Raw genomic sequence first — 19497 nt, forward strand, 5'->3', positions numbered from 1 at the left:
CGATATTTTGTGATGCCAATTACGGCGAGGTTTCAAGCATCAACGGGGTGTGTTCGGGCGATTTTTCGGGCTATAGCCCGGCAAAACAATTAGCTGATTCACGTTTCAATCGCGCCGAACGGGACGAACGGGCAGAAAACCGGACGTTCGAGGCTCAGAGCAGCGCGTCCACCGCGACCGCGGCAAAGACGACCGTCAGGTAGGTGATCGACCAGTGGAACAACCGCATCGGCTTCAGCGGCTCGCCCCGCCCGGCCCGCTGCTGCAGCCGGTGCGCCTCGACGATGAACACCCCGCCGGCCACCAGAGCGACCACGCCGTAGATCGGCCCCATGCCCAGCGGCCAGACCGCCACCGAGGCCGCCACGGTCAACCAGGTGTAGAGCACGATCTCCAGGTTGACCCGACGCACCGACCGCACCACCGGCAGCATCGGGATACCGGCCCGGGCGTAGTCGTCCTTGAACTTGATCGCCAGCGCGTAGAAGTGCGGCAGCTGCCAGAAGAAGACCACCAGGAACAGCCCCCACGCCCGCGGCGACAGGGAACCGGTCACCGCCGCCCAGCCGATCAGCACCGGCGCCGACCCGCAGACCCCGCCCCAGAAGGTGTTCTGCCAGGTGGTCCGCTTCAGCCAGAGCGTGTAGACCAGGTCGTAGTAGAGGATCGCCCCCAGGGTCAGCCCGGTGGCGAGCCAGTTGGTGAAGACCGCCATCAGGCTCACCGACACCACGGCGAGCACCAGGCCGAAGACCAGCGCGTTGCGGGGCGCGACGCTGTGGGTCGGCAGCGGACGCCGCTTGGTCCGCTTCATCACCTGGTCGATGTCCCGGTCGATGTAGCAGTTCAACGCGTTCGCCGCACCGGCCGCCAACGAACCGCCGACCAGCACGACCAGCACCAGCCACAACGACGGGATCCCGTCGGCGGCCAGCATCATCGTCGGCACCGTGGAGATCAGCAGCAGTTCCACGATCCGCGGTTTGGTCAGTGCGACGTACGCCCGGACCCGGGCGGTGACGGTGCCTCGCCGGGACGCCTCCCGGTCGGCCGCCACCTCGGCGGGACCGGTCGCGGGGCGCTCGGTGATCATGCTCACGGAATGCCACCTTCCGGCGTATGCGCAGGGGAGAGCGGTGTGGAACATCGGCCAGGCGGCCGACCACACCGGGCCGGCATACCGACCGACAGCCTACGCGTCGCCGTTTGCGCTGCCCGGGCGACCCTTGATCGGTGCGGACGATCACATCTGTGGCGAAGCCGCTCACTCGTGCCGTCATCCGGGGCTTGGGTTTCGGAAGCGGTCGCTAGGGTCATCAGTGAGGGTTCCGCCCATCTGCCGAGGAGCACACACGATCGTGGCTGAAAATCGATCCGCGAAGACTCCGCTGACCTGGTCCGACCTTGACCAGCGCGCCGTCGACACCGTTCGCGTGCTGGCCATGGACGCCGTAGAGAAATCCGGCAACGGCCATCCGGGTACCGCGATGAGCCTCGCGCCCGCCGCCTACCTGCTGTTCAACCGGGTCATGCGGCACGACCCGACCGACCCCGACTGGACCGGGCGCGACCGCTTCGTCCTGTCCGCCGGACACAGCAGTCTCACCCTCTACATCCAGCTCTACCTCAGCGGCTACGGACTGGGGCTGAGCGACCTCAAGTCGTTGCGCCAGTGGGGTTCGCTGACCCCGGGCCACCCCGAACACGGCCACACCCGGGGCGTCGAGACCACCACCGGCCCGCTCGGCCAGGGCCTCGGCAACGCGGTCGGGATGGCGATGGCGGCCCGCCGCGAACGCGGCCTGCTCGACCCCGACGCAGCCCCCGGCACCTCGCCGTTCGACCACCACATCTGGTGCATCGCCTCGGACGGCGACATCGAGGAGGGGATCAGCCACGAGGCGAGCGCGCTCGCCGGACACCAGAAGCTCGGCAACCTGGTCCTGATCTACGACGACAACGAGATCTCGATCGAGGACGACACCCGGATCGCCAAGAGCGAGGACGTCGCCGCCCGGTACGCCGCGTACGGCTGGCACGTGCAGACCGTCGACTGGCGTACCGGTGACGCCGACGAGGGCCACTACCACGAGAACGTCGAGGCGCTGTACGACGCGCTGCTCGCCGCCAAGGCGGAGACCAACCGCCCCTCGTTCATCGCACTGCGCACCATCATCGGCTGGCCGGCCCCGACCAAGCAGAACACCGGCAAGATCCACGGCTCGGCGCTCGGCGCCGACGAGGTGGCCGCCACCAAGAAGCTGCTCGGTTTCGACCCGGCCACGACCTTCGAGGTCGCCGACGAGGTGCTCGCGCACGCCCGCCAGGTGCTGGAGCGGGGCCGGACCGCGCACACCGAGTGGGAGACCGCGTACCAGTCCTGGGCGCAGGCCAACCCGGAGGGCAAGGCGCTGCACGACCGGCTCGCCACCCGTACGCTGCCGGCCGGCTGGGCCGACGCGCTGCCGACGTTCCCCGCCGACGCCAAGGGGATCGCCACCCGGGCCGCCTCCGGCAAGGTCCTCCAGGCCCTCGCCCCGGTGCTGCCCGAACTCTGGGGCGGCTCGGCCGACCTGGCCGAGAGCAACAACACCACCATGGAGGGCGAGCCGTCCTTCATCCCGTCCGAGTACGCCACCAAGGCGTTCCCCGGCCACGAATACGGTCGCAACCTGCACTTCGGCATCCGTGAGCACGCCATGGGCGCGATCCTCAACGGCATCGCCCTGCACGGCGGCACCCGGCCGTACGGCGGCACCTTCCTGGTCTTCAGCGACTACATGCGTCCCTCGGTACGACTCGCCGCGCTGATGAAGCTCCCCGTGACGTACGTCTGGACGCACGACTCGATCGGCCTCGGCGAGGACGGCCCCACCCACCAGCCGGTGGAGCACCTCAGCGCGCTGCGGGCCATTCCCGGCCTGGACGTGATCCGGCCGGCCGACGCCAACGAGACCGCGTGGGCCTGGCGGGGCGCGCTGCAGAACACCGACCGGCCGGCGGCGCTGGCGCTGAGCCGGCAGCCGCTGCCGACCGTGGACCGCACCGAGCTGGCCGGGGCCGAGGGCGTGCTCAAGGGCGGCTACGTGCTGGCCGAGGCGTCGAACGGGCTGCCGAAGGTGATCCTGATCGGCACCGGCTCCGAGGTGCAGCTCTGCCTCACCGCCCGGGACCGGCTGGAGGCCGAGGGGACCCCGACCCGGGTCGTCTCGATGCCCTGCCAGGAGTGGTTCCGGGAGCAGGACGCGGCGTACCGGGAGTCGGTGCTGCCCCGCGACGTGAGGGCCCGGGTCAGTGTCGAGGCCGGGATCGGGATGTCCTGGCGCGACCTGGTCGGCGACCACGGCGAGACGGTCAGCCTGGAGCACTACGGCGCCTCCGCGCCGCACACCGTGCTCTTCGAGCAGTTCGGATTCACGCCCGACCGGATCGTCGCGGCCGCGCACGCGTCGCTGACCCGGCTCGGGGACATCACCGGTTCCACCACAGGCAACTGAGGGAAGTGAGACGACATGACGGACCGGTTGGGTGAGCTGACCGCCGCGGGTGTGGCGGTCTGGCTCGACGATCTTTCCCGGGTACGACTGAGCTCCGGCGGCCTGGACCAGCTGCGCCGGGAGAAGCACCTGGTCGGGGTGACCACCAACCCGACCATCTTCGCCAAGGCGCTCAGCGACGCCGGCGAGTACAACTGGCAACTGCGTGACCTGGCCAGCCGTGGCGTGACCGTCGAGGAGGCGGTCCGGATGCTCACCACGTACGACGTCCGGTGGGCCTGCGACGTGATGCGCCCGGCGTACGACGCCAGTGGTGGGGTCGACGGTCGGGTCTCCATCGAGGTGGACCCGCGGCTGGCGTACGAGACCGACAAGACCGTCGCCGAGGCGAAGGCGCTGTGGTGGCTGGTCGACCGGCCGAACCTGTTCATCAAGATCCCGGCGACCGAGGCCGGCCTGCCGGCGATCACCGCGACCCTGGCCGAGGGGATCAGCGTCAACGTCACCCTGATCTTCGGCCTGGAGCGGTACTCGCAGGTGATGGAGGCCTTCCTCGCCGGCCTCGAGCAGGCGAAGGCGAACGGGCACGACCTGACGAAGATCGCCTCGGTGGCGTCGTTCTTCGTCTCCCGGGTCGACACCGAGGTGGACAAGCGGCTGGAGAAGGCCGGTTCGGCCGAGGCCAAGGCACTGCGCGGCAAGGCCGCGATCGCCAACGCCCAGCTGGCGTACGAGCGGTACGCCGAGGTCTTCTCCTCGGCCCGCTGGCAGGCCCTGGCTGACGCCGGCGCCCACCCGCAGCGGCCGCTCTGGGCCTCCACCTCGACGAAGAACCCGGACTACCGGGACGTGATCTACGTCGAGGAGCTGATCGCCCCCGGCACCGTCAACACCATGCCGGAGCCGGTGATCCACGCCTTCGCCGACCACGGCGACGTCCGCGGCGGCGACACCGTCACCGGCGCGTACGACGACGCCCGGACGGTCTTCGCCGGGATCGCCTCGGCCGGCGTCGACTTCGACGACGTGATCGACACCCTCGAGCGTGAGGGTGTGGAGAAGTTCGAGGCCAGCTGGCAGGAGCTGCTCGACGGGGTCCGCAAGTCGCTGGAGGCGGCCGCCGGGGGCGTCGGGCAGCCGAACCGCGCCGCCCGGGACAACGCGGCCGCGGCCGCCCGTGCGGGAGGCAACGCGTGACCGGGAAGGATCTGCTCGACGGCGGCTGTGAGGGCGCGGCCGGGCTCGCCGTCTACGGGGCGGAGACCGTCGACGCGGCGGCGCCCGCCTCGGCCCGGGCCGCGCTGCTGGCCGACGACGTACCCGGCCGACTGGTCCGCAAGGACCCGACGCTGTGGGGGCCGGAGGCGCAGGACGAGGCGGCGATCCGGCTCGGCTGGGTGGACACCTTCCGGCGCAGCCGGGAACTCCTCCCCCAGCTCGCCGAGCTGAAGGCGGAACTCGCCGACCTCGACCACGTGGTGCTCGCCGGCATGGGTGGCTCGTCGCTGGCCCCCGAGGTGATCACCCGTACCCTCGGCAAGCCGCTGACCGTGCTCGACACCACCGACCCCGGGCAGGTGCGGGCGGCGCTCGGCGACCGGCTGTCGCGGACCGTCGTGGTGGTCGCCAGCAAGTCCGGTTCGACGGTGGAGACCGACAGCCACCGGCGGGCGTACTGGCAGGCGTTCCTGGACGCCGGGCTGACCGAGGCCGAGGCCGGACGGCACTTCGTGATCGTCACCGACCCCGGCTCGCCGCTGGCCAAGACCGGGGCGGAGATGGGCGCCTTCGTCCTGCTCGCCGACCCGGACGTCGGCGGCCGCTACTCGGCGCTGACCGCGTTCGGGCTGGTCCCGTCGGCGCTGGCCGGGGTCGACGTGGCCGAACTGCTCGACCAGGCCGAGGCACTCGCCGCCAATCTGGGTGGGGACCGGGACAACCCGGGCCTGGCCCTCGGCGCCGCGCTCGGTGCGGCGGCCACCACCGGCCGGGACAAGGTCGCGCTGGTCGCCGACGGCACCGGCATCGACGGCCTCGGTGACTGGATCGAACAGCTGATCGCGGAGTCGACCGGCAAGAGCGGCGTCGGCATCCTGCCGGTGGTGGTCGAGGAGCCGACCAGCCCCGGCGCGACCGCGTCCGACGTGCTGACCGTCACCTACGGTGGCGGCCTGCCGGCCGGCGCGGTCCCCGGCGGCGGCGTCCCGGCCCAGCTGGCGGTCAACGGCCCGCTCGGCGCCCAGTTCCTGACCTGGGAGTACGCGACCGCGGTCGCCGGTGTGGTGCTCGGCATCGACCCGTTCAACCAGCCGAACGTGACCGAGTCGAAGGAGAACACCAACCGGCTGCTCGACGGCGGCCTGCCGGTCGAGTCGCCGACCTTCGTCGACGCCGGGATCGAGGCCTACTGGTCCCCCGGTGAGAGCCAGCGGGACGCCCCGGTCCCCGGTGACCTGGCCGGCGCGCTGCGGCTGCTGCTGGCCGGGCTCGGCGGGGACGGCTACCTGGCCGTGATGGCGTACCTGGACCGGTTCGCCGACGCCGACGCGGGACGGGTCCGGCCCGGACTGGCCGCCGCCTCCGGCCGGCCGGTCACCTTCGGCTGGGGACCCCGGTTCCTGCACTCGACCGGCCAGTACCACAAGGGCGGGCCGCAGCTCGGCTCGTTCCTGCAGATCACCGGGGACGTCGTCGACGACCTGCCGGTGCCCGGCAAGCCGTACACCTTCGGTCAGCTGCAGGCGGCGCAGGCCGCCGGTGACCGACAGGCGCTCGCCGAGCGGGGCCGGCCGGTGCTGCGGCTGCACCTGACCGACCGGGCCGCCGGAGTGCCCCGGCTGGTCGACGTGGTGCGCGGCCTGGCCGGGGTGAGCGAGGAGGGACGACCGTGAATCCGCTGCGCGACCCGCAGGACCGGCGACTGCCGCGGATCCCGGAGCCGTGCGCGCTGGTGATCTTCGGGGTGACCGGGGACCTGGCGCAGAAGAAGCTGCTGCCCGCGGTCTACGACCTGGCCAACCGCGGCCTGCTGCCGCCCGGCTTCGTGGTCCTCGGCTTCGCCCGCCGGGACTGGGGCGACGGCGACTTCGAGTCGCTGGCCCGGGAGGCGGCCCGGGAACACGCCCGGACGCCCTGGCGGGACGAGGTGTGGGGCCGGCTGGCCGGCAACATCAAGTTCGTCGGTGGCTCGTTCGACGACGACGCCGCCTTCGACCAGCTCGCCGCGACCCTCGACGAACTGCGCGACACCCACGGCATCGCCGGCAACGCCGCGTTCTACTTCTCCATCCCGCCGGCGGCGTTCCCGACGGTGCTCAAGCAGCTCGCCCGGACCGGGATGGCGGACAACGACAAGTCCGGCGGCTGGCGGCGGGTCGTGGTGGAGAAGCCGTTCGGCCACGACCTGCCCTCGGCGAAGGCGCTCAACGACCTGGTCGACGACGTCTTCACCCGGGAGGACGTCTTCCGGATCGACCACTACCTGGGCAAGGAGACGGTCCAGAACATCCTGGCCCTGCGGTTCGCGAACAGCCTCTTCGAACCGCTGTGGAACTCCCGGTACGTCGACTCGGTGCAGATCACCATGGCCGAGGACGTCGGCATCGGCTCCCGGGCCGGCTTCTACGACGCCACCGGCACCGCCCGGGACGTCCTGCAGAACCACCTGCTGCAGCTGCTCGCCCTGGTCGCGATGGAGGAGCCGACCAGCTTCGACGCCGACGAGATCCGGGCCGAGAAGCTGAAGGTGCTGCGCGCGATCACCCTGCCGAAGGACATCGCCGCCGGCACGGTTCGTGGCCAGTACCTGCCCGGCTGGGTGGCCGGCAAGCGGGCCGTCGGCTACCTCGACGAGAAGGGGGTGCCGAAGGAGAGCACCACCGAGACGTACGTCGCGGTCCGGCTCGGCATCCAGAACCGCCGCTGGGCCGGTGTGCCGTTCTACATCCGGGCCGGCAAGCGGCTGCCGCGTCGGGTGACCGAGGTCGCCATCATGTTCAAGAAGGCGCCGCACCTGCCGTTCAACCCGGCCGACATGGAGATGCTCGGCAACAACCAGCTCGTCATCCGGGTCCAGCCGGACGAGGGCGTGGTGCTGAAGTTCGGCTCCAAGGTTCCCGGCACCACCATGGAGGTCCGGGACATCGCGATGGACTTCCAGTACGGCGAGGCGTTCACCGAGTCCAGCCCCGAGGCGTACGAGCGACTGGTGCTCGACGTGCTGATCGGCGACCGGACGCTGTTCCCGGACGCGGCCGAGGTCGAACAGAGCTGGCAGGTCATCGACCCGCTGGAGGCCTTCTGGCAGGACACCCGCCCGGAGCCGTACCGGGCCGGCGAGTGGGGCCCCCGGGCGGCGGACGAGATGCTCGCCCGCGAGGGCCGGTCATGGCGGCGGGCGTGATGATCCCAGGGAGGCACCGTTGATCGGCTTGTGGGACACCACCGGCAACGAGGTGGTGAAGGCGCTGGCCGCCGAGCGGCGCAGCGCGGGTGGGGTGGCCAGCGGGATGGCCCTCACCCTGATCGTGGTGGTCGACGAGCCCCGGGTACGGGAGGCCGAGGCGGCGGTGACCATCGCCTCGGCCGCACACCCGTGCCGGATGGTCGTCGTCGTCCGCTCCGACATCGAACGCGACCGGAGCCGGCTCGACGCCGAGATCGTGGTCGGCGGCCGGCTCGGACCGGGCGAGGCGGTGGTGACCCGGATGTACGGGCGGCTCGCCCTGCACGCCGAGTCGGTGGTGATGCCGCTGCTGGTACCGGACGTGCCGGTGGTGACCTGGTGGCACGGCGAGCCACCGGTGGAGATCGCCAACGACTTCCTCGGAGTGGTGGCGGACCGGCGGATCACCGATTCCGCGCAGGCCGCCGACCCGATCGCCGCGCTGCGGCAACGAGCCCGGGACTACGCCCCCGGCGACACCGACCTGGCCTGGACCCGGATCACCCCGTGGCGCACCCTGGTCGCCGGTGCCTTCGACACCACCGAGGGCAACCAGGTCACCTCGGCCACCGTGGTCGGACCGCGGACCGACCCGACCGCGGCGCTGATGGCCGGCTGGCTCAAGTCCCGGCTGGGGCTGGAGCCGGAGTGGCGGCACACCGACGAGTTCCCCCGGATGCGGGAGGTCACGCTGCGCTGTGTCAACGGCGACGAGATGGTGCTGACCCGGGAGGACAGCATGGCGGTCTTCCGCCGTGCCGGGCAGGCCGACCGGCAACTGCCGCTGGTCCGCCGGCCGCTCGGTGAGGAGCTCGCCGAGGAACTGCGGCGGCTCGACCCGGACCAGATCTACGCCGAGGCGCTGGGTGCGGTGGCCGGGATCTCCGGCCTGGACTCCCGCCCCCAGCAGCGGGTGCACATCTGGAAGGACCCGAGCCAGCAGCAGGTCACCGCGCAGCCGGCGGGGTCAGGAGCGGCGTGACCACAACACGCGTGGTACACGCCGACCCGGACCAGCTCGCCCAGGCGGTCGCCGCCCGACTGGTCGTGACAATCATCGACGCGCAGGCGGAACGGGGCACAGCGGGGATTGTGCTGACCGGCGGCCGGATCGCCGCGGCGGTCTACCGGGCGGTCCGCGACCTGCCGGCCCGGGACGCGGTCGACTGGTCCCGGGTCGACGTCTGGTGGGGCGACGAGCGGTTCCTGCCGTCCGGCCACCCGGACCGCAACGAGACCCAGGCCCGGGCCGCCCTGCTCGACGTCCTGCCCGGGGTACGGCTGCACCCGATGCCGGCGTCGGACGGCCCGGACGGCGCCGACCCGGAGGCCGCCGCGCAGCGGTACGCGGCCGAACTGGCCACGGCGGGCCGACCGGCACCGCTGCCCCGGTGGGACGTGCTGATGCTCGGGGTGGGCGAGGACGGCCACGTCGCCTCGGTCTTCCCCGGGCATCCGGTCGGCGACGAGACCCGGCCGGTCTCCGCGGTCCGGGACAGCCCGAAGCCGCCGCCGGTCCGGGTCACCCTGACCGTGCCGACGATCAACACCGCCGACGAGGTGTGGCTGGTCGCCGCCGGCGCCGACAAGGCCACGGCGGTCCGGACGGCGCTCGACGCCGCCGCCCCGGTCGCGCTGCCGGCGGCCCGGGTGCACGGGGTGACCGCCACCCGGTGGCTGCTGGACCGGGCCGCCGCGGCCGAACTCGGGTAGCCGCTGCCCTACCGCTCGCCGCGGCGCTGGCGCAACGCCGCCAGCGCCTCGGCGAGCAGCGCCTCGGCGTCCGCCTCGGTACGCCGTTCCTTCACGTACGCCAGGTGTGACTTGTACGGCTCGGTCCGGGCCCGCCCCGGCGGGTTGTGTACGTCCTGCCCGGCCGGCTGGCCGCAGTGCGGACAGTCCCAGACCGGGGGGATCTCGGCCTCGGCCGCCAGCCGGATCTCCACCATGTGCCCGTTGGCACACCAGTAGCTGACCGCGCGGCGGGGGGCGGGTTCACATCGTTCGCTGGGCCGGGCTGGGCCGGCACCGACTCGGCTGCCACGGATGGCGCTGCCACTTGGCACGACTGCTCGCTCCGTTCGTCATGGGGGGTCCGTCGGTGGGGCGACGGTGTGACGCGGTGCAAGCGCAGACGACTGCGCGCGGCCCACAGTAGCGGACCGCGCGCAGTTGGTGTGACCTCGGTGGGGATTCAGGTGGTCTGGGCGAGCCGCAGCCAGAGGCCGAGGCCGACGATGCAGGCGAACCAGACAAGACCCACCAGAACGGTGTATCGGTCCAGGTTCTTCTCGGCGACCGAGGAGCCGGCCAGGCTCGAGCTGACCCCTCCACCGAACATGCTCGACATTCCGCCACCCTTGCCCCGGTGCAGCAGGATCAGCATGGTGAGCAGCACGCTCGTGATGACCAGCAACACGATCAACGTGTATGCGAACCAGGTTGGCATGGCAGGGGTCAGTCCTCTCAGCTACGGGGGCCCGTCAAGGATAGCGACACCTCAGCGGGTGATGTGCTCCGGGAACCGGCAGATCTGCGCGAACTCCTCGGCATCCAGACTCGCCCCGCCGATCAGTGCGCCATCCACGTCGGGCTGCGCCATGATACCGGCGATGTTGGCCGCCTTCACCGACCCGCCGTAGAGGACCCGGACCTGGTCGGCGGTCGCCTGCCCGTACCGCTCGACAAGCTGGGCCCGGAGCGCGCCACAGACCTCCTGGGCGTCCTCCGGGGTGGCGGTCTTGCCGGTGCCGATCGCCCAGACCGGCTCGTACGCCACCACCAGCTTGACCACCTGCTCGGCGGTCAACCCGGCCAGCGCCGCGTCCAGCTCCTCGCGGCAGTACGCCACATGCCGCTGCTCCTCGCGGACGTCCAGTCCCTCGCCGACGCAGAGGATCGGGGTCAACTCGTTGCCCAGCGCCGCCTTGACCTTGGCGTTGACCAGCTTGTTGTCCTCGTTGTGGTAGGCCCGCCGCTCGGAGTGGCCGACCACGACGTACTGGCAGCCGAGCGCGGCCAGCATCGCACCGGAGATCTCCCCGGTGTACGCCCCGGACTGGTGCGGCGACAGGTCCTGCGCCCCGTAGCCGATCAGCAGCTTGTCGCCCTCGACCACGCTCTGCACGGTGCGCAGGTCGGTGAAGGGCGGCAGGACCACCGTCTCGACGTCGGTCAGCTGCTGCTCGGTGAGGCTCGCCGCGAGCTTCTGGATGAGCAGGTTGGCTTCCCGGTGGTTCAGGTTCATCTTCCAGTTGCCCGCCATCAGCGGCCGGCGGGTGACAGTCGGGCTGCCCACTAGTTCTCCAGAGCGACGATGCCGGGGAGGGCCTTGCCCTCCAGATACTCCAGCGAGGCGCCCCCGCCGGTGGAGATGTGCCCGAACGCCGCCTCGTCGAGGCCGAGCGCCCGGACGGCCGCCGCCGAGTCACCGCCGCCGACCACGGTGAAACCCTTCACCGAGGTGATCGACTCGGCGACCCCACGGGTGCCGGCGGCGAACGGAGCCAGCTCGAAGACGCCCATCGGACCGTTCCAGAAGACCATCCGGGCGGTACCGACGGCGTCGGCGAACTCCGCCACGCTCCGCGGGCCGATGTCCAGACCCAGCCGGTCGGCGGGAATCTGGTTCACCGGCACCGCCTCGTGCTCCGCGTCCGCGCTGAACGCGGTGGCGGCCACCACGTCAACCGGGAGGACGATCTTGCCGGCGCCCCGTTCGAGCAGCTCGCGGCAGGTATCGACCATCTCCTCCTCGAGCAGCGACTTCCCCACCTCGTGCCCCTGGGCCTTGAGGAAGGTGAAGCACATGCCGCCACCGATCAGCAGCTTGTCGACCGACGGCAGCAGCGCCTCGATCACCGCGAGCTTGTCGGAGACCTTCGAACCGCCGAGCACCACCACGTACGGGCGGTCCGGCTCGTGCCGCAGCCGGGCCAGCACCTCCACCTCACGAAGCACCAGCCGGCCCGCGAAGTGCGGCAGCCGGGCCGGTACGTCGTACACACTGGCGTGCTTGCGGTGCACGGCGCCGAACGCGTCGTCGACGTACGCCTCCGCGAAACCGGCGAGCTGGTCGGCGAAGGCGCCCCGCCCGGCCTCGTCCTTGCTGGTCTCCCCCGGGTTGAACCGCAGGTTCTCCAGCAGTGCGACCTGCCCGTCGGTCAACGCCTCGACGGTCGCCCGGGCCGACTCGCCGACCGTGTCGGTGGCGAATCCGACCTCGGCGCCGAGCAGCTCACCGAGCCGCTTCGCGACCGGGGCGAGGGTGTACTTCGGGTCGGGCGCACCCTTCGGACGACCCAGGTGGGAGCAGACGACAACCGCCGCGCCCCCGTCCCGCAACGCGGTCAGCGTGGGCAGGACCGCACGGATCCGGCCGTCGTCGGTGATCGCGCCGGTCTCCTTGTCGAGGGGCACGTTCAGGTCGGCGCGCACCAGGACGCGCCGACCCGAAACCCCCTCGGCGAGGAGATCGTCGAGGTTGCGGATGCTCACCCGGCTACCTCTCCGTTCGCGATTGCGGGGCTCGCAAGCTCACTCCTCACGCTCACAGCCCGGCACCGACCAGCTTGACCAGGTCGACGAGGCGGTTCGAGTAGCCCCACTCGTTGTCGTACCAGCCGACGACCTTGACCTGGTCGCCGATCACCTTGGTCAGACCGGAGTCGAAGATGCAGGAGGCCGGGTCGGTGACGATGTCCGAGGAGACGATCTCGTCCTCGGTGTAGGTCAGGATGCCCTTCAGCGGGCCCTCGGCGGCCGCCTTCATCGCGGCGTTGACCTCCTCGACCGAGGTCTGGCGGCCGGCGGTGATGGTCAGGTCGGTGGCCGAGCCGGTCGGAATCGGCACCCGCAGCGCGTAACCGTCCAGCTTGCCCTTCAGCTCCGGCAGCACCAGACCGATCGCCTTCGCGGCACCGGTCGAGGTCGGCACGATGTTCAGCGCGGCGGCCCGGGCCCGGCGCAGGTCCTTGTGCGGGCCGTCCTGCAGGTTCTGGTCCTGGGTGTACGCGTGGATCGTGGTCATCAGACCACGCTCGATGCCGAACGTGTCCTGCAGCACCTTGGCCATCGGGGCCAGGCAGTTCGTGGTGCAGGAGGCGTTGGAGATGATGTTGTGCTTGGCCGGGTCGTACTGGTCGTGGTTGACGCCCATCACGACCGTGACGTCCTCGTTCTTGGCCGGAGCCGAGATGATGACCTTCTTGGCCCCGCCGTCGATGTGCGCCTTGGCCTTGGTCGCGTCGGTGAAGAAGCCGGTCGACTCGATCACCACGTCCACGCCCAGGTCGGCCCAGGGCAGCTTGCCCGGGTCCTTCTCGGCGAACACCTTCACGGTGTGGCCGCCGACGGTGATCTCGTCGGCGGTCGCCTTGACCTCGTGCGGCAGACGACCAAGGATGCTGTCGTACTTGACCAGGTGCGCCAGCGTGGCGTTGTCGGTCAGGTCGTTCGCGCCGACCACCTCGACGTCGGCGCCCGACGCGAGCACCGCGCGGAAGAAGTTGCGGCCGATCCGGCCGAAGCCGTTGATGCCAACCCGGATGGTCACTGAGTCCATCTCCTCGTGTTTCGGTTCGCCGCCGTCAGCCAGTTCGGCAGCGAAGATGGGTGCGCCGACCCCATGGAAGGTCGGCCGCTGCTAGGTCATCCCGGCCCGCCCCGAGGCGGAATTGCACGGCGGAGAGCCGGTTCCGGCCCCGTCGCCGTACGCTGCGACCCTATCCGAGCTCAGAACGTCGCGTTGCGTCGGGGGAGAATCCGTACGGGTCCGATCACACCACCGGTGACCCGCGGTCACACCGTGAGCATGTCCGGGGTCACCGCCGCCTCGGTGTCCGGGATGCCGAGGTCACGAGCCCGCTTGTCGGCCAGCGCCAACAATCGACGGATCCGGCCGGCGATGGCGTCCTTGGTCAGCGGCGGGTCGGCCAGCGCGCCGAGCTCCTCAAGCGACGCCTGCCGGTGCTCGAGCCGTAGCCGGCCGGCCGAGGTGAGATGGTCGGGGGCGTCGTCGGCGAGGATCTCCAACGCCCGGGTGACCCGGGCGGCGGCGGCGACCGCGGCCCGGGCGGACCTGCGCAGGTTGGCGTCGTCGAAGTTGGCCAGCCGGTTCGCGGTCGCCCGCACCTCGCGACGGACCCGGCGCTCCTCCCAGGACAGCACGCTGGAGTGTGCGCCGATCCGGGTGAGCAGCGCCGCGATCGCGTCACCGTCCTTGACCACCACCCGGTCGACGCCCCGGACCTCGCGGGCCTTGGCGGTGATGCCGATCCGCCGGGCGGCGCCGACCAGGGCGAGCGCGGACTCCGGCCCGGGGCAGGTGATCTCCAGGGCGCAGGACCGGCCCGGCTCGGTCAGCGAGCCGTGCGCCATGAAGGCGCCACGCCAGGCCGAGACCGCGCAGCAGACGTTGGCCGCCACCACGTGCGGCGGCAGGCCCCGCACCGGTCGACCGCGTACGTCGAGCAGGCCGGTCTGCCGGGCGAGTGCCTCGCCGTCCTTGACCACCCGGACGATGTAGTGGCTGCCCTTGCGCAGCCCACCGGAGGCGAGCACGTGAATCTCGCTCGGATACCCGTACACCTCGGCGATCTCCCGGCGGAGCCGGCGCGCCACCGCGCCGGTGTCGAGTTCCGCCTCGACCACCACCCGGCCGGATACGATGTGCAGGCCGCCCGCGAACCGCAGCAGCGCGGCCATCTCCGCCCGGCGGCAGCAGGGTTTGGGCACGTCGACCCGGCTCAGTTCGTCCTTGACCGCAGCGGTCATCGCCATCTTCTCGTCACCTCATGGGCCGGTTCCGGCGGGTGCCGGTGATTCGTACGTGCTTAACGATCGGCGCCCAGGAGAGGCACCAGTGCGGCTCCCAGCGCTGCGGGATCGTGTCGGGGTCCACCGTCCGGGACGGCCACCGGGGCGAGCACGAGCCGCGCACCCAGCGATTCTGCCGCACGGTGCACCGGTTCGGGGTCACCCACCGCCTTACCGTCCGCGACCACCACGTCGATGCCGAGGGCCGGCAGGTACCAGTTGAGTGCCGCCAGGTGGTCGGCGAGGGAGAGCCCGAGGGTCTCCGCCTCGTTGGCAAGGTTGAGCGTGACCAGCCGGCGGGCCGGGCTGGCGACGATCGCGGCGGCCAGCTCGGGCACCAGCAGGTGCGGGATCACGCTGGTGTACCAGCTGCCCGGCCCGAAGATGAGCCAGTCGGCGGCGCCGACCGCCTCCACCGCCTCCGGGCAGGCCCGTGGCCCTTCCGGGGTGAGCCGGACCAGCTCGACCCGACCGTCGGTGACCGCCACCGCGTGCTGACCTCGTACGGTCTGCACCGCACTCGGTCGACGTGGGTCGGCGCCGCGGACCCGGGCCTCGATCCCGACCGGTTCGCAGGACATCGGCAGTACCCGGCCGACCGCGCCGACCATGCCGGCGGCGTGGTCGAGGGCGGCGACCGGGTTGCCGAGCATTTCCATCAACCCGCAGAGCACCAGGTTGCCGACCGCGTGACCGGCGAGCGGGTCCCGACCCGGACCGCCATCGACGAACCGGTGCTGGAACAGGTCGGCGCTGCGCTGGCTGGCCGCTTCGTCGGCGGCGAGGGCGGCGAGCGCCTGGCGCAGGTCACCGGGGGGCAGCGCACCCCGTTCCGCGCGCAACCGGCCACTCGAACCACCGTCGTCGCCGACGGTCACCACGGCGGTGATCTCCAGATCCAGTTCGGGTGCGCAGTGCCGCAGCGCCCGCAGCGATGCCGCCAGGCCGTGCCCGCCCCCGAACGCGACGACCCGTAGGCCGCCCACTCGCGCCCCAGGTCGCGGTGCTGGGCGTTCGCCGCTCACTCGCGCCCCAGGTCGCGGTGCTGGGCGTTCGCCGCTCACTCGCGCCCCAGGTCGCGGTGCTGGGCGTTCGCCGCGAGCCGGGCCTGACGCAGCCGGCTGGCGAGTTCCTCGGCGATCGCCACGCTGCGGTGCTTGCCGCCGGTGCAACCAACCGCGACGGTCAGGTACCGCTTCCCCTCCCGTTCGAAGCCGGGCGCGGTCGCGTTGATCAACCGGGCGTACGTCTCGACGAAGGTGACCGCACCACGTTGGCCGAGGACGTACCGGCTGACGCCCTCCTCACGGCCGGTGTGTTCGCGCAGTTCCGGAACCCAGTAGGGGTTCGGCAGGAAGCGGGCGTCGAGCACGAAGTCGGCGTCCGGCGGCAGGCCGTACTTGAAGCCGAAGGAGAGCACGGTGACCCGCAGCCGGCGGGCGTCCTCGGCGCCGAACAGCTCCTCGACCCGGCTGCGGAGCTGGTTCACGTTCAGGTGGCTGGTGTCGATGATCACGTCGGCCTGGTCGCGAGCCTCCTCGAGCAGGCCGCGCTCGATCGCGATCCCGTCGGCGAGCCGGCCGTCGCCCTGCAGCGGGTGGGAACGGCGCACGCTCTCGAAGCGCCGAATCAGCACCTCGTCGTCGGCGTCCACAAACACCACCCTGGGCTGGAAGCCCCGCTCCTTGAGCGCCCGGATCGCGCCGGCAAGGTCGGTGGAGAAGGCCCGGCTGCGTACGTCCAGCACCATCGCGGTACGCCGGGCGGCGCCGCCGGCCTGGAAGGCAAGCTCGGCCATGTCGAGCATGAGCGCCTGGGGAAGGTTGTCGACCACGTAGAAGCCGACGTTCTCCAGAGCGCGGGCGACGGTGCTGCGGCCGCCGCCGGAGACGCCGGTGACCACGACCAGCGTGGTGTCCGACCGGTTCGGCCCTTCGCCGTCCGGGGACGGTTCCGGCTCCGCGACCGTCGGCTCGACGTCAGCGGTCTTCGGCTCGATCCCGGCCGTCTGTGGCTCCACCGGGTTCCCCTCGGCCACCGGGTTTCCCTCGGCCGCCGAATCGCCCTCGGCCACCGAACCCCCCTCGGCCACCGGCGACCGGTCGGTCGCCACCCACGTCTCGCGCACGTTCCACCCCCAGCCGCGGTTGGGTTCGTAATCTACCCGCCCGTCGGAATCCGACCGGCCGACGGGCTCGAGGGACGATGATACGGCTTTGCTAAAGCTTTCTTTCTAGAACTATCTTTAGGGTATGAGCCATCCCGAAGTCAGGTTGACCGATCCACGAGCCCTGCGGGGGTACGCGCACCCGCTGCGCCTCGCACTGGTCGGACTGCTCCGACGCGAAGGCCCGCTGACCGCCACCCAGGCGGCGGAGCGACTGAACGAGAGTGTGCCGAGCTGCTCGTACCATCTTCGACAGTTGGCCAGATACGGCCTCGCCGAACGGGTCCCCGGCGCCGACGGGCGAGAGCGCCCCTGGCGGGCGACCGCCCTCATGACCTCCTGGGACGACACGTCGGACGACCCGGCCCTGCGGGCCGCGGCCGACCAGCTCAACGCGGTGATCCTGGAGCACTACCTGGAGCGCGCCCGCGCCCACCTGGCACAACGCGCGCACGAACCGCCGCAGTGGCGCGCGCTGACCGGCTTCGGCGACGCCCTCGTCTACCTGACCGCCGAGGAACTGGCGGCGCTCACCCGACAGTTCGAGACGCTGCTGGCCGCGTACGACGACCGGCTGACCGACCCCACCAGGCGTCCCGCCGGGTCCCGTCCGATCAGCATCATCCAACTGCTGCTGCCCACCGAGGCTGCCCCGCCCGGCGCCCCGGCGCCGCCGTCCGGTACTCCGGCGCCCTCAGCCGGTACCCCGGCGCCCTCAGCCGGAGAACCGGCCGGACAGCCAACCGGCCAGCCCGCCGAACCGACGGACCGGTCCGGGGCGGAGACCCAGGGGGAACCGGAGTGAGCGGCACGCTCGTCTCGCCGGAGGCTCCGACAGCCAGGAACCGACGGTGGCTGCCGGTGCTGCTGCGTCAGCCACCGTTCCGGCGGTACTGGTCGGCACAGACCGTCTCACTGTTCGGCGACCAGATCTCGGTGCTGGCCCTGCCACTGCTCGCCGTGCTCGGCGCCGGGGCCGGCCCAGCCGAGATGGGCTACCTCACCGCCGCCACCCTGCTGCCGAACCTGCTCTTCTCCCTAATTGCCGGCGCCTGGCTGGACCGGTACCCGAACAAGCGGCGGGTGATGATCCTCGCGGACCTCGGTCGGGCCGTCCTGCTGGCGGCGGTCCCGATCGCGTACCTGTTCGGCATCTTCAGCCTGGGACAGCTCTACCTCGTCGCGTTCCTCAGCGGCACCCTGGCCGTGCTCTTCGAGGTGGCCCACAGCGCACTCTTCGTGTCACTGGTGCCGAGGAAGGACTACGTCGACGCCAACGCACTGGTCAACGGGAGTCGCGCGATGTCGTTCGTCGCCGGTCCGAGCGTCGGCGGGCTGCTGGTGCAGGTGCTCGGCGCGCCGGTCGCACTGCTGGCGGACGCGCTGTCGTACCTGCTATCCGCCCTGTTCCTGGGTCGACTCCCCCGGACGGCACCGGCGCCCGCCGGGCCGGCTGCCGAGACCAGCCGCGGACTCGGCCTCGCCGCGGGCCTCCAGTTCGTGGCCCGGTCCCGGATCCTGCGTGCGACCGTGCTCGGCACCACCACACTGAACCTCTTCAACTACATGTTCGCCGCGTTGTTCGTGCTCTACGCCAGTAGTGAGCTCGGGATCTCCCCCGGACTGCTCGGCCTGGTGGTCGGTACCGGTTCGTTGGGTGCCCTGCTCGGCGCGGTGGTCACCAGTCGGCTGGTACGACTGTTCGGCCTCGGCCGGACCGTGGTGTTGGGCTTCATCCTCTTCCCGGCACCGCTGATACTGGTACCGCTCGCGGACGGCCCCACTCCCCTGCTACTGAGCGCCCTCGTCGCTGCCGAGTTCCTTTCCGGCCTCGGCGTCATGGTCCTCGACATCACCGTGGGGTCGATGCAGACGGCGACCATCCCGGAGACGCTGCTCGCCCGGGTGACCGGCGTAAAGCGGACCATCAACTACGGCATCCGTCCGCTGGGGGCACTGCTCGGCGGCGCCCTGGGCACCGCGCTCGGCGTACGTCCCACGCTGTGGATCGCCACCGTCGGCGCGCTGGCCGGGGTGCTCTGGGTGCTGCCGTCGCCGATCCCGAAGCTGCGTGACCTGCCGGAGCGGGAGGGATAACCGGGCGGATACGCCGCTGGCCGGGTCCCCGTGGTGGGGACCCGGCCAACGGTCGGTGCTACGTCTTCAGCTGTTGTTCCAGGCGTCAGCTGTTGTTCCAGGCGTTGGCGACCAGGTCAGCAGCCTGGTTCTCCCACTTCGCGTACGCGTCCGGGTACGCCGACACCTGCACCTTCTGCGCAGCCACGGTCAGCGGCAGATCATGCCAACCGTCCACCTGCTTCAACCCGTCCAGGAACGCGGTCGTGGCATGCTCCCGGTCCATGATCTGGTCCGGCGAACCCCAACCCGAACTCGGACGCTGCTGGAACAGACCCAGCGAGTCATGATCGTTGTTGGCACCCAGGTCACCCAGGTTCTCCAACTTCGACTCCTGAAGGCTGGTGCCCACCGCGATCACCGCGGCCCGCTCGTCCAGACCAGCCTTCTTCGTCGCCTTCACAATCGCCTTCACGTTGTCCGCCTGCTCAGGCGAG

General features: G+C 71.3%; 17 protein-coding genes and 1 pseudogene. 8 read left to right on the top strand and 10 right to left on the bottom strand.

Annotated elements, in window-relative coordinates; genetic code table 11:
• Window positions 1-154: 154 nt before the first annotated feature.
• Window positions 155-1099 carry a heme o synthase gene (locus tag ABGB21_RS19615; protein ID WP_347652389.1) on the bottom strand — a complete coding sequence of 315 codons (945 nt, stop codon included), beginning with the start codon at window positions 1097-1099 and terminating at the stop codon, window positions 155-157.
• 259 nt (window positions 1100-1358) lie between these two features.
• Here ABGB21_RS19615 and tkt point away from each other — a divergent pair, with 259 nt between their 5' ends.
• From tkt to pgl, 6 genes are read left to right on the top strand one after another with little or no spacing between them, the layout of a single operon-like run.
• Complete coding sequence (gene tkt / locus ABGB21_RS19620) at window positions 1359-3497, top strand: transketolase (RefSeq protein ID WP_347678868.1); 2139 nt, start codon at window positions 1359-1361, stop codon at window positions 3495-3497.
• 15 nt (window positions 3498-3512) lie between these two features.
• The gene (gene tal, locus ABGB21_RS19625) at window positions 3513-4694 is read left to right on the top strand and encodes a transaldolase (protein WP_347678870.1); all 1182 of its coding nucleotides are present in this window, start codon (window positions 3513-3515) and stop codon (window positions 4692-4694) included.
• Window positions 4691-6388, top strand: a complete 1698-nt coding sequence (locus ABGB21_RS19630) for a glucose-6-phosphate isomerase (RefSeq protein ID WP_347652392.1) — start codon at window positions 4691-4693, stop codon at window positions 6386-6388. Before tal ends, ABGB21_RS19630 begins: the two co-directional genes overlap by 4 nt.
• Complete coding sequence (gene zwf, locus ABGB21_RS19635) at window positions 6385-7899, top strand: glucose-6-phosphate dehydrogenase (protein ID WP_347652393.1); 1515 nt, start codon at window positions 6385-6387, stop codon at window positions 7897-7899. Before ABGB21_RS19630 ends, zwf begins: the two co-directional genes overlap by 4 nt.
• 19 nt (window positions 7900-7918) lie before the next feature.
• Window positions 7919-8923 carry a glucose-6-phosphate dehydrogenase assembly protein OpcA gene (locus ABGB21_RS19640; RefSeq protein ID WP_347652394.1) on the top strand — a complete coding sequence of 335 codons (1005 nt, stop codon included), beginning with the start codon at window positions 7919-7921 and terminating at the stop codon, window positions 8921-8923.
• Entirely contained in the window at window positions 8920-9654 is a 735-nt protein-coding gene (gene pgl / locus ABGB21_RS19645; RefSeq protein WP_347652395.1) for a 6-phosphogluconolactonase, read from the top strand. Before ABGB21_RS19640 ends, pgl begins: the two co-directional genes overlap by 4 nt.
• Before the next feature lie 8 nt (window positions 9655-9662).
• On the opposite strand, the gene ABGB21_RS19650 is transcribed toward pgl, so the two are convergent.
• The 8 genes from ABGB21_RS19650 to rapZ all read right to left on the bottom strand — a co-directional run bounded on the left by ABGB21_RS19650 (window position 9663) and on the right by rapZ (window position 16666).
• Window positions 9663-10007, bottom strand: a complete 345-nt coding sequence (locus tag ABGB21_RS19650) for an RNA polymerase-binding protein RbpA (RefSeq protein WP_347652396.1) — start codon at window positions 10005-10007, stop codon at window positions 9663-9665.
• Between the two features lie 128 nt (window positions 10008-10135).
• The gene (gene secG / locus ABGB21_RS19655) at window positions 10136-10390 is read right to left on the bottom strand and encodes a preprotein translocase subunit SecG (RefSeq protein ID WP_331211998.1); all 255 of its coding nucleotides are present in this window, start codon (window positions 10388-10390) and stop codon (window positions 10136-10138) included.
• 51 nt (window positions 10391-10441) lie between these two features.
• Window positions 10442-11239, bottom strand: a complete 798-nt coding sequence (gene tpiA / locus ABGB21_RS19660) for a triose-phosphate isomerase (RefSeq protein WP_347678872.1) — start codon at window positions 11237-11239, stop codon at window positions 10442-10444.
• A complete protein-coding gene (locus ABGB21_RS19665) occupies window positions 11239-12438 on the bottom strand; it encodes a phosphoglycerate kinase (protein ID WP_347652398.1) in 1200 nt (399 codons plus the stop codon). Before ABGB21_RS19665 ends, tpiA begins: the two co-directional genes overlap by 1 nt.
• Window positions 12439-12490: 52 nt before the next feature.
• On the bottom strand, window positions 12491-13495 hold the full coding sequence (gene gap / locus ABGB21_RS19670) for a type I glyceraldehyde-3-phosphate dehydrogenase (RefSeq protein ID WP_347652399.1): 1005 nt from the start codon (window positions 13493-13495) through the stop codon (window positions 12491-12493).
• A gap of 245 nt (window positions 13496-13740) precedes the next feature.
• The gene (gene whiA / locus ABGB21_RS19675; protein WP_347652400.1) at window positions 13741-14721 is read right to left on the bottom strand and encodes a DNA-binding protein WhiA; all 981 of its coding nucleotides are present in this window, start codon (window positions 14719-14721) and stop codon (window positions 13741-13743) included.
• 53 nt (window positions 14722-14774) lie between these two features.
• The gene (gene yvcK / locus ABGB21_RS19680; RefSeq protein WP_347678874.1) at window positions 14775-15743 is read right to left on the bottom strand and encodes a uridine diphosphate-N-acetylglucosamine-binding protein YvcK; all 969 of its coding nucleotides are present in this window, start codon (window positions 15741-15743) and stop codon (window positions 14775-14777) included.
• A 74-nt stretch (window positions 15744-15817) separates the two neighbouring features.
• Complete coding sequence (gene rapZ, locus ABGB21_RS19685) at window positions 15818-16666, bottom strand: RNase adapter RapZ (RefSeq protein ID WP_347652458.1); 849 nt, start codon at window positions 16664-16666, stop codon at window positions 15818-15820.
• Between the two features lie 343 nt (window positions 16667-17009).
• On the opposite strand from rapZ, the gene ABGB21_RS19690 reads away from it, so the two are divergent.
• A complete protein-coding gene (locus ABGB21_RS19690) occupies window positions 17010-17729 on the top strand; it encodes a helix-turn-helix domain-containing protein (RefSeq protein WP_347678876.1) in 720 nt (239 codons plus the stop codon).
• 50 nt (window positions 17730-17779) lie between these two features.
• The gene (locus ABGB21_RS19695) at window positions 17780-19021 is read left to right on the top strand and encodes an MFS transporter (protein ID WP_347652459.1); all 1242 of its coding nucleotides are present in this window, start codon (window positions 17780-17782) and stop codon (window positions 19019-19021) included.
• Window positions 19022-19106: 85 nt separating this feature from the next.
• Here ABGB21_RS19695 and ABGB21_RS19700 read toward each other — a convergent pair.
• A pseudogene (locus tag ABGB21_RS19700) lies at window positions 19107-19497 on the bottom strand (hypothetical protein); the annotation flags it as partial.

The organism is Plantactinospora sp. B24E8, assembly GCF_039871735.1.
Lineage (GTDB): Bacteria > Actinomycetota > Actinomycetes > Mycobacteriales > Micromonosporaceae > Plantactinospora.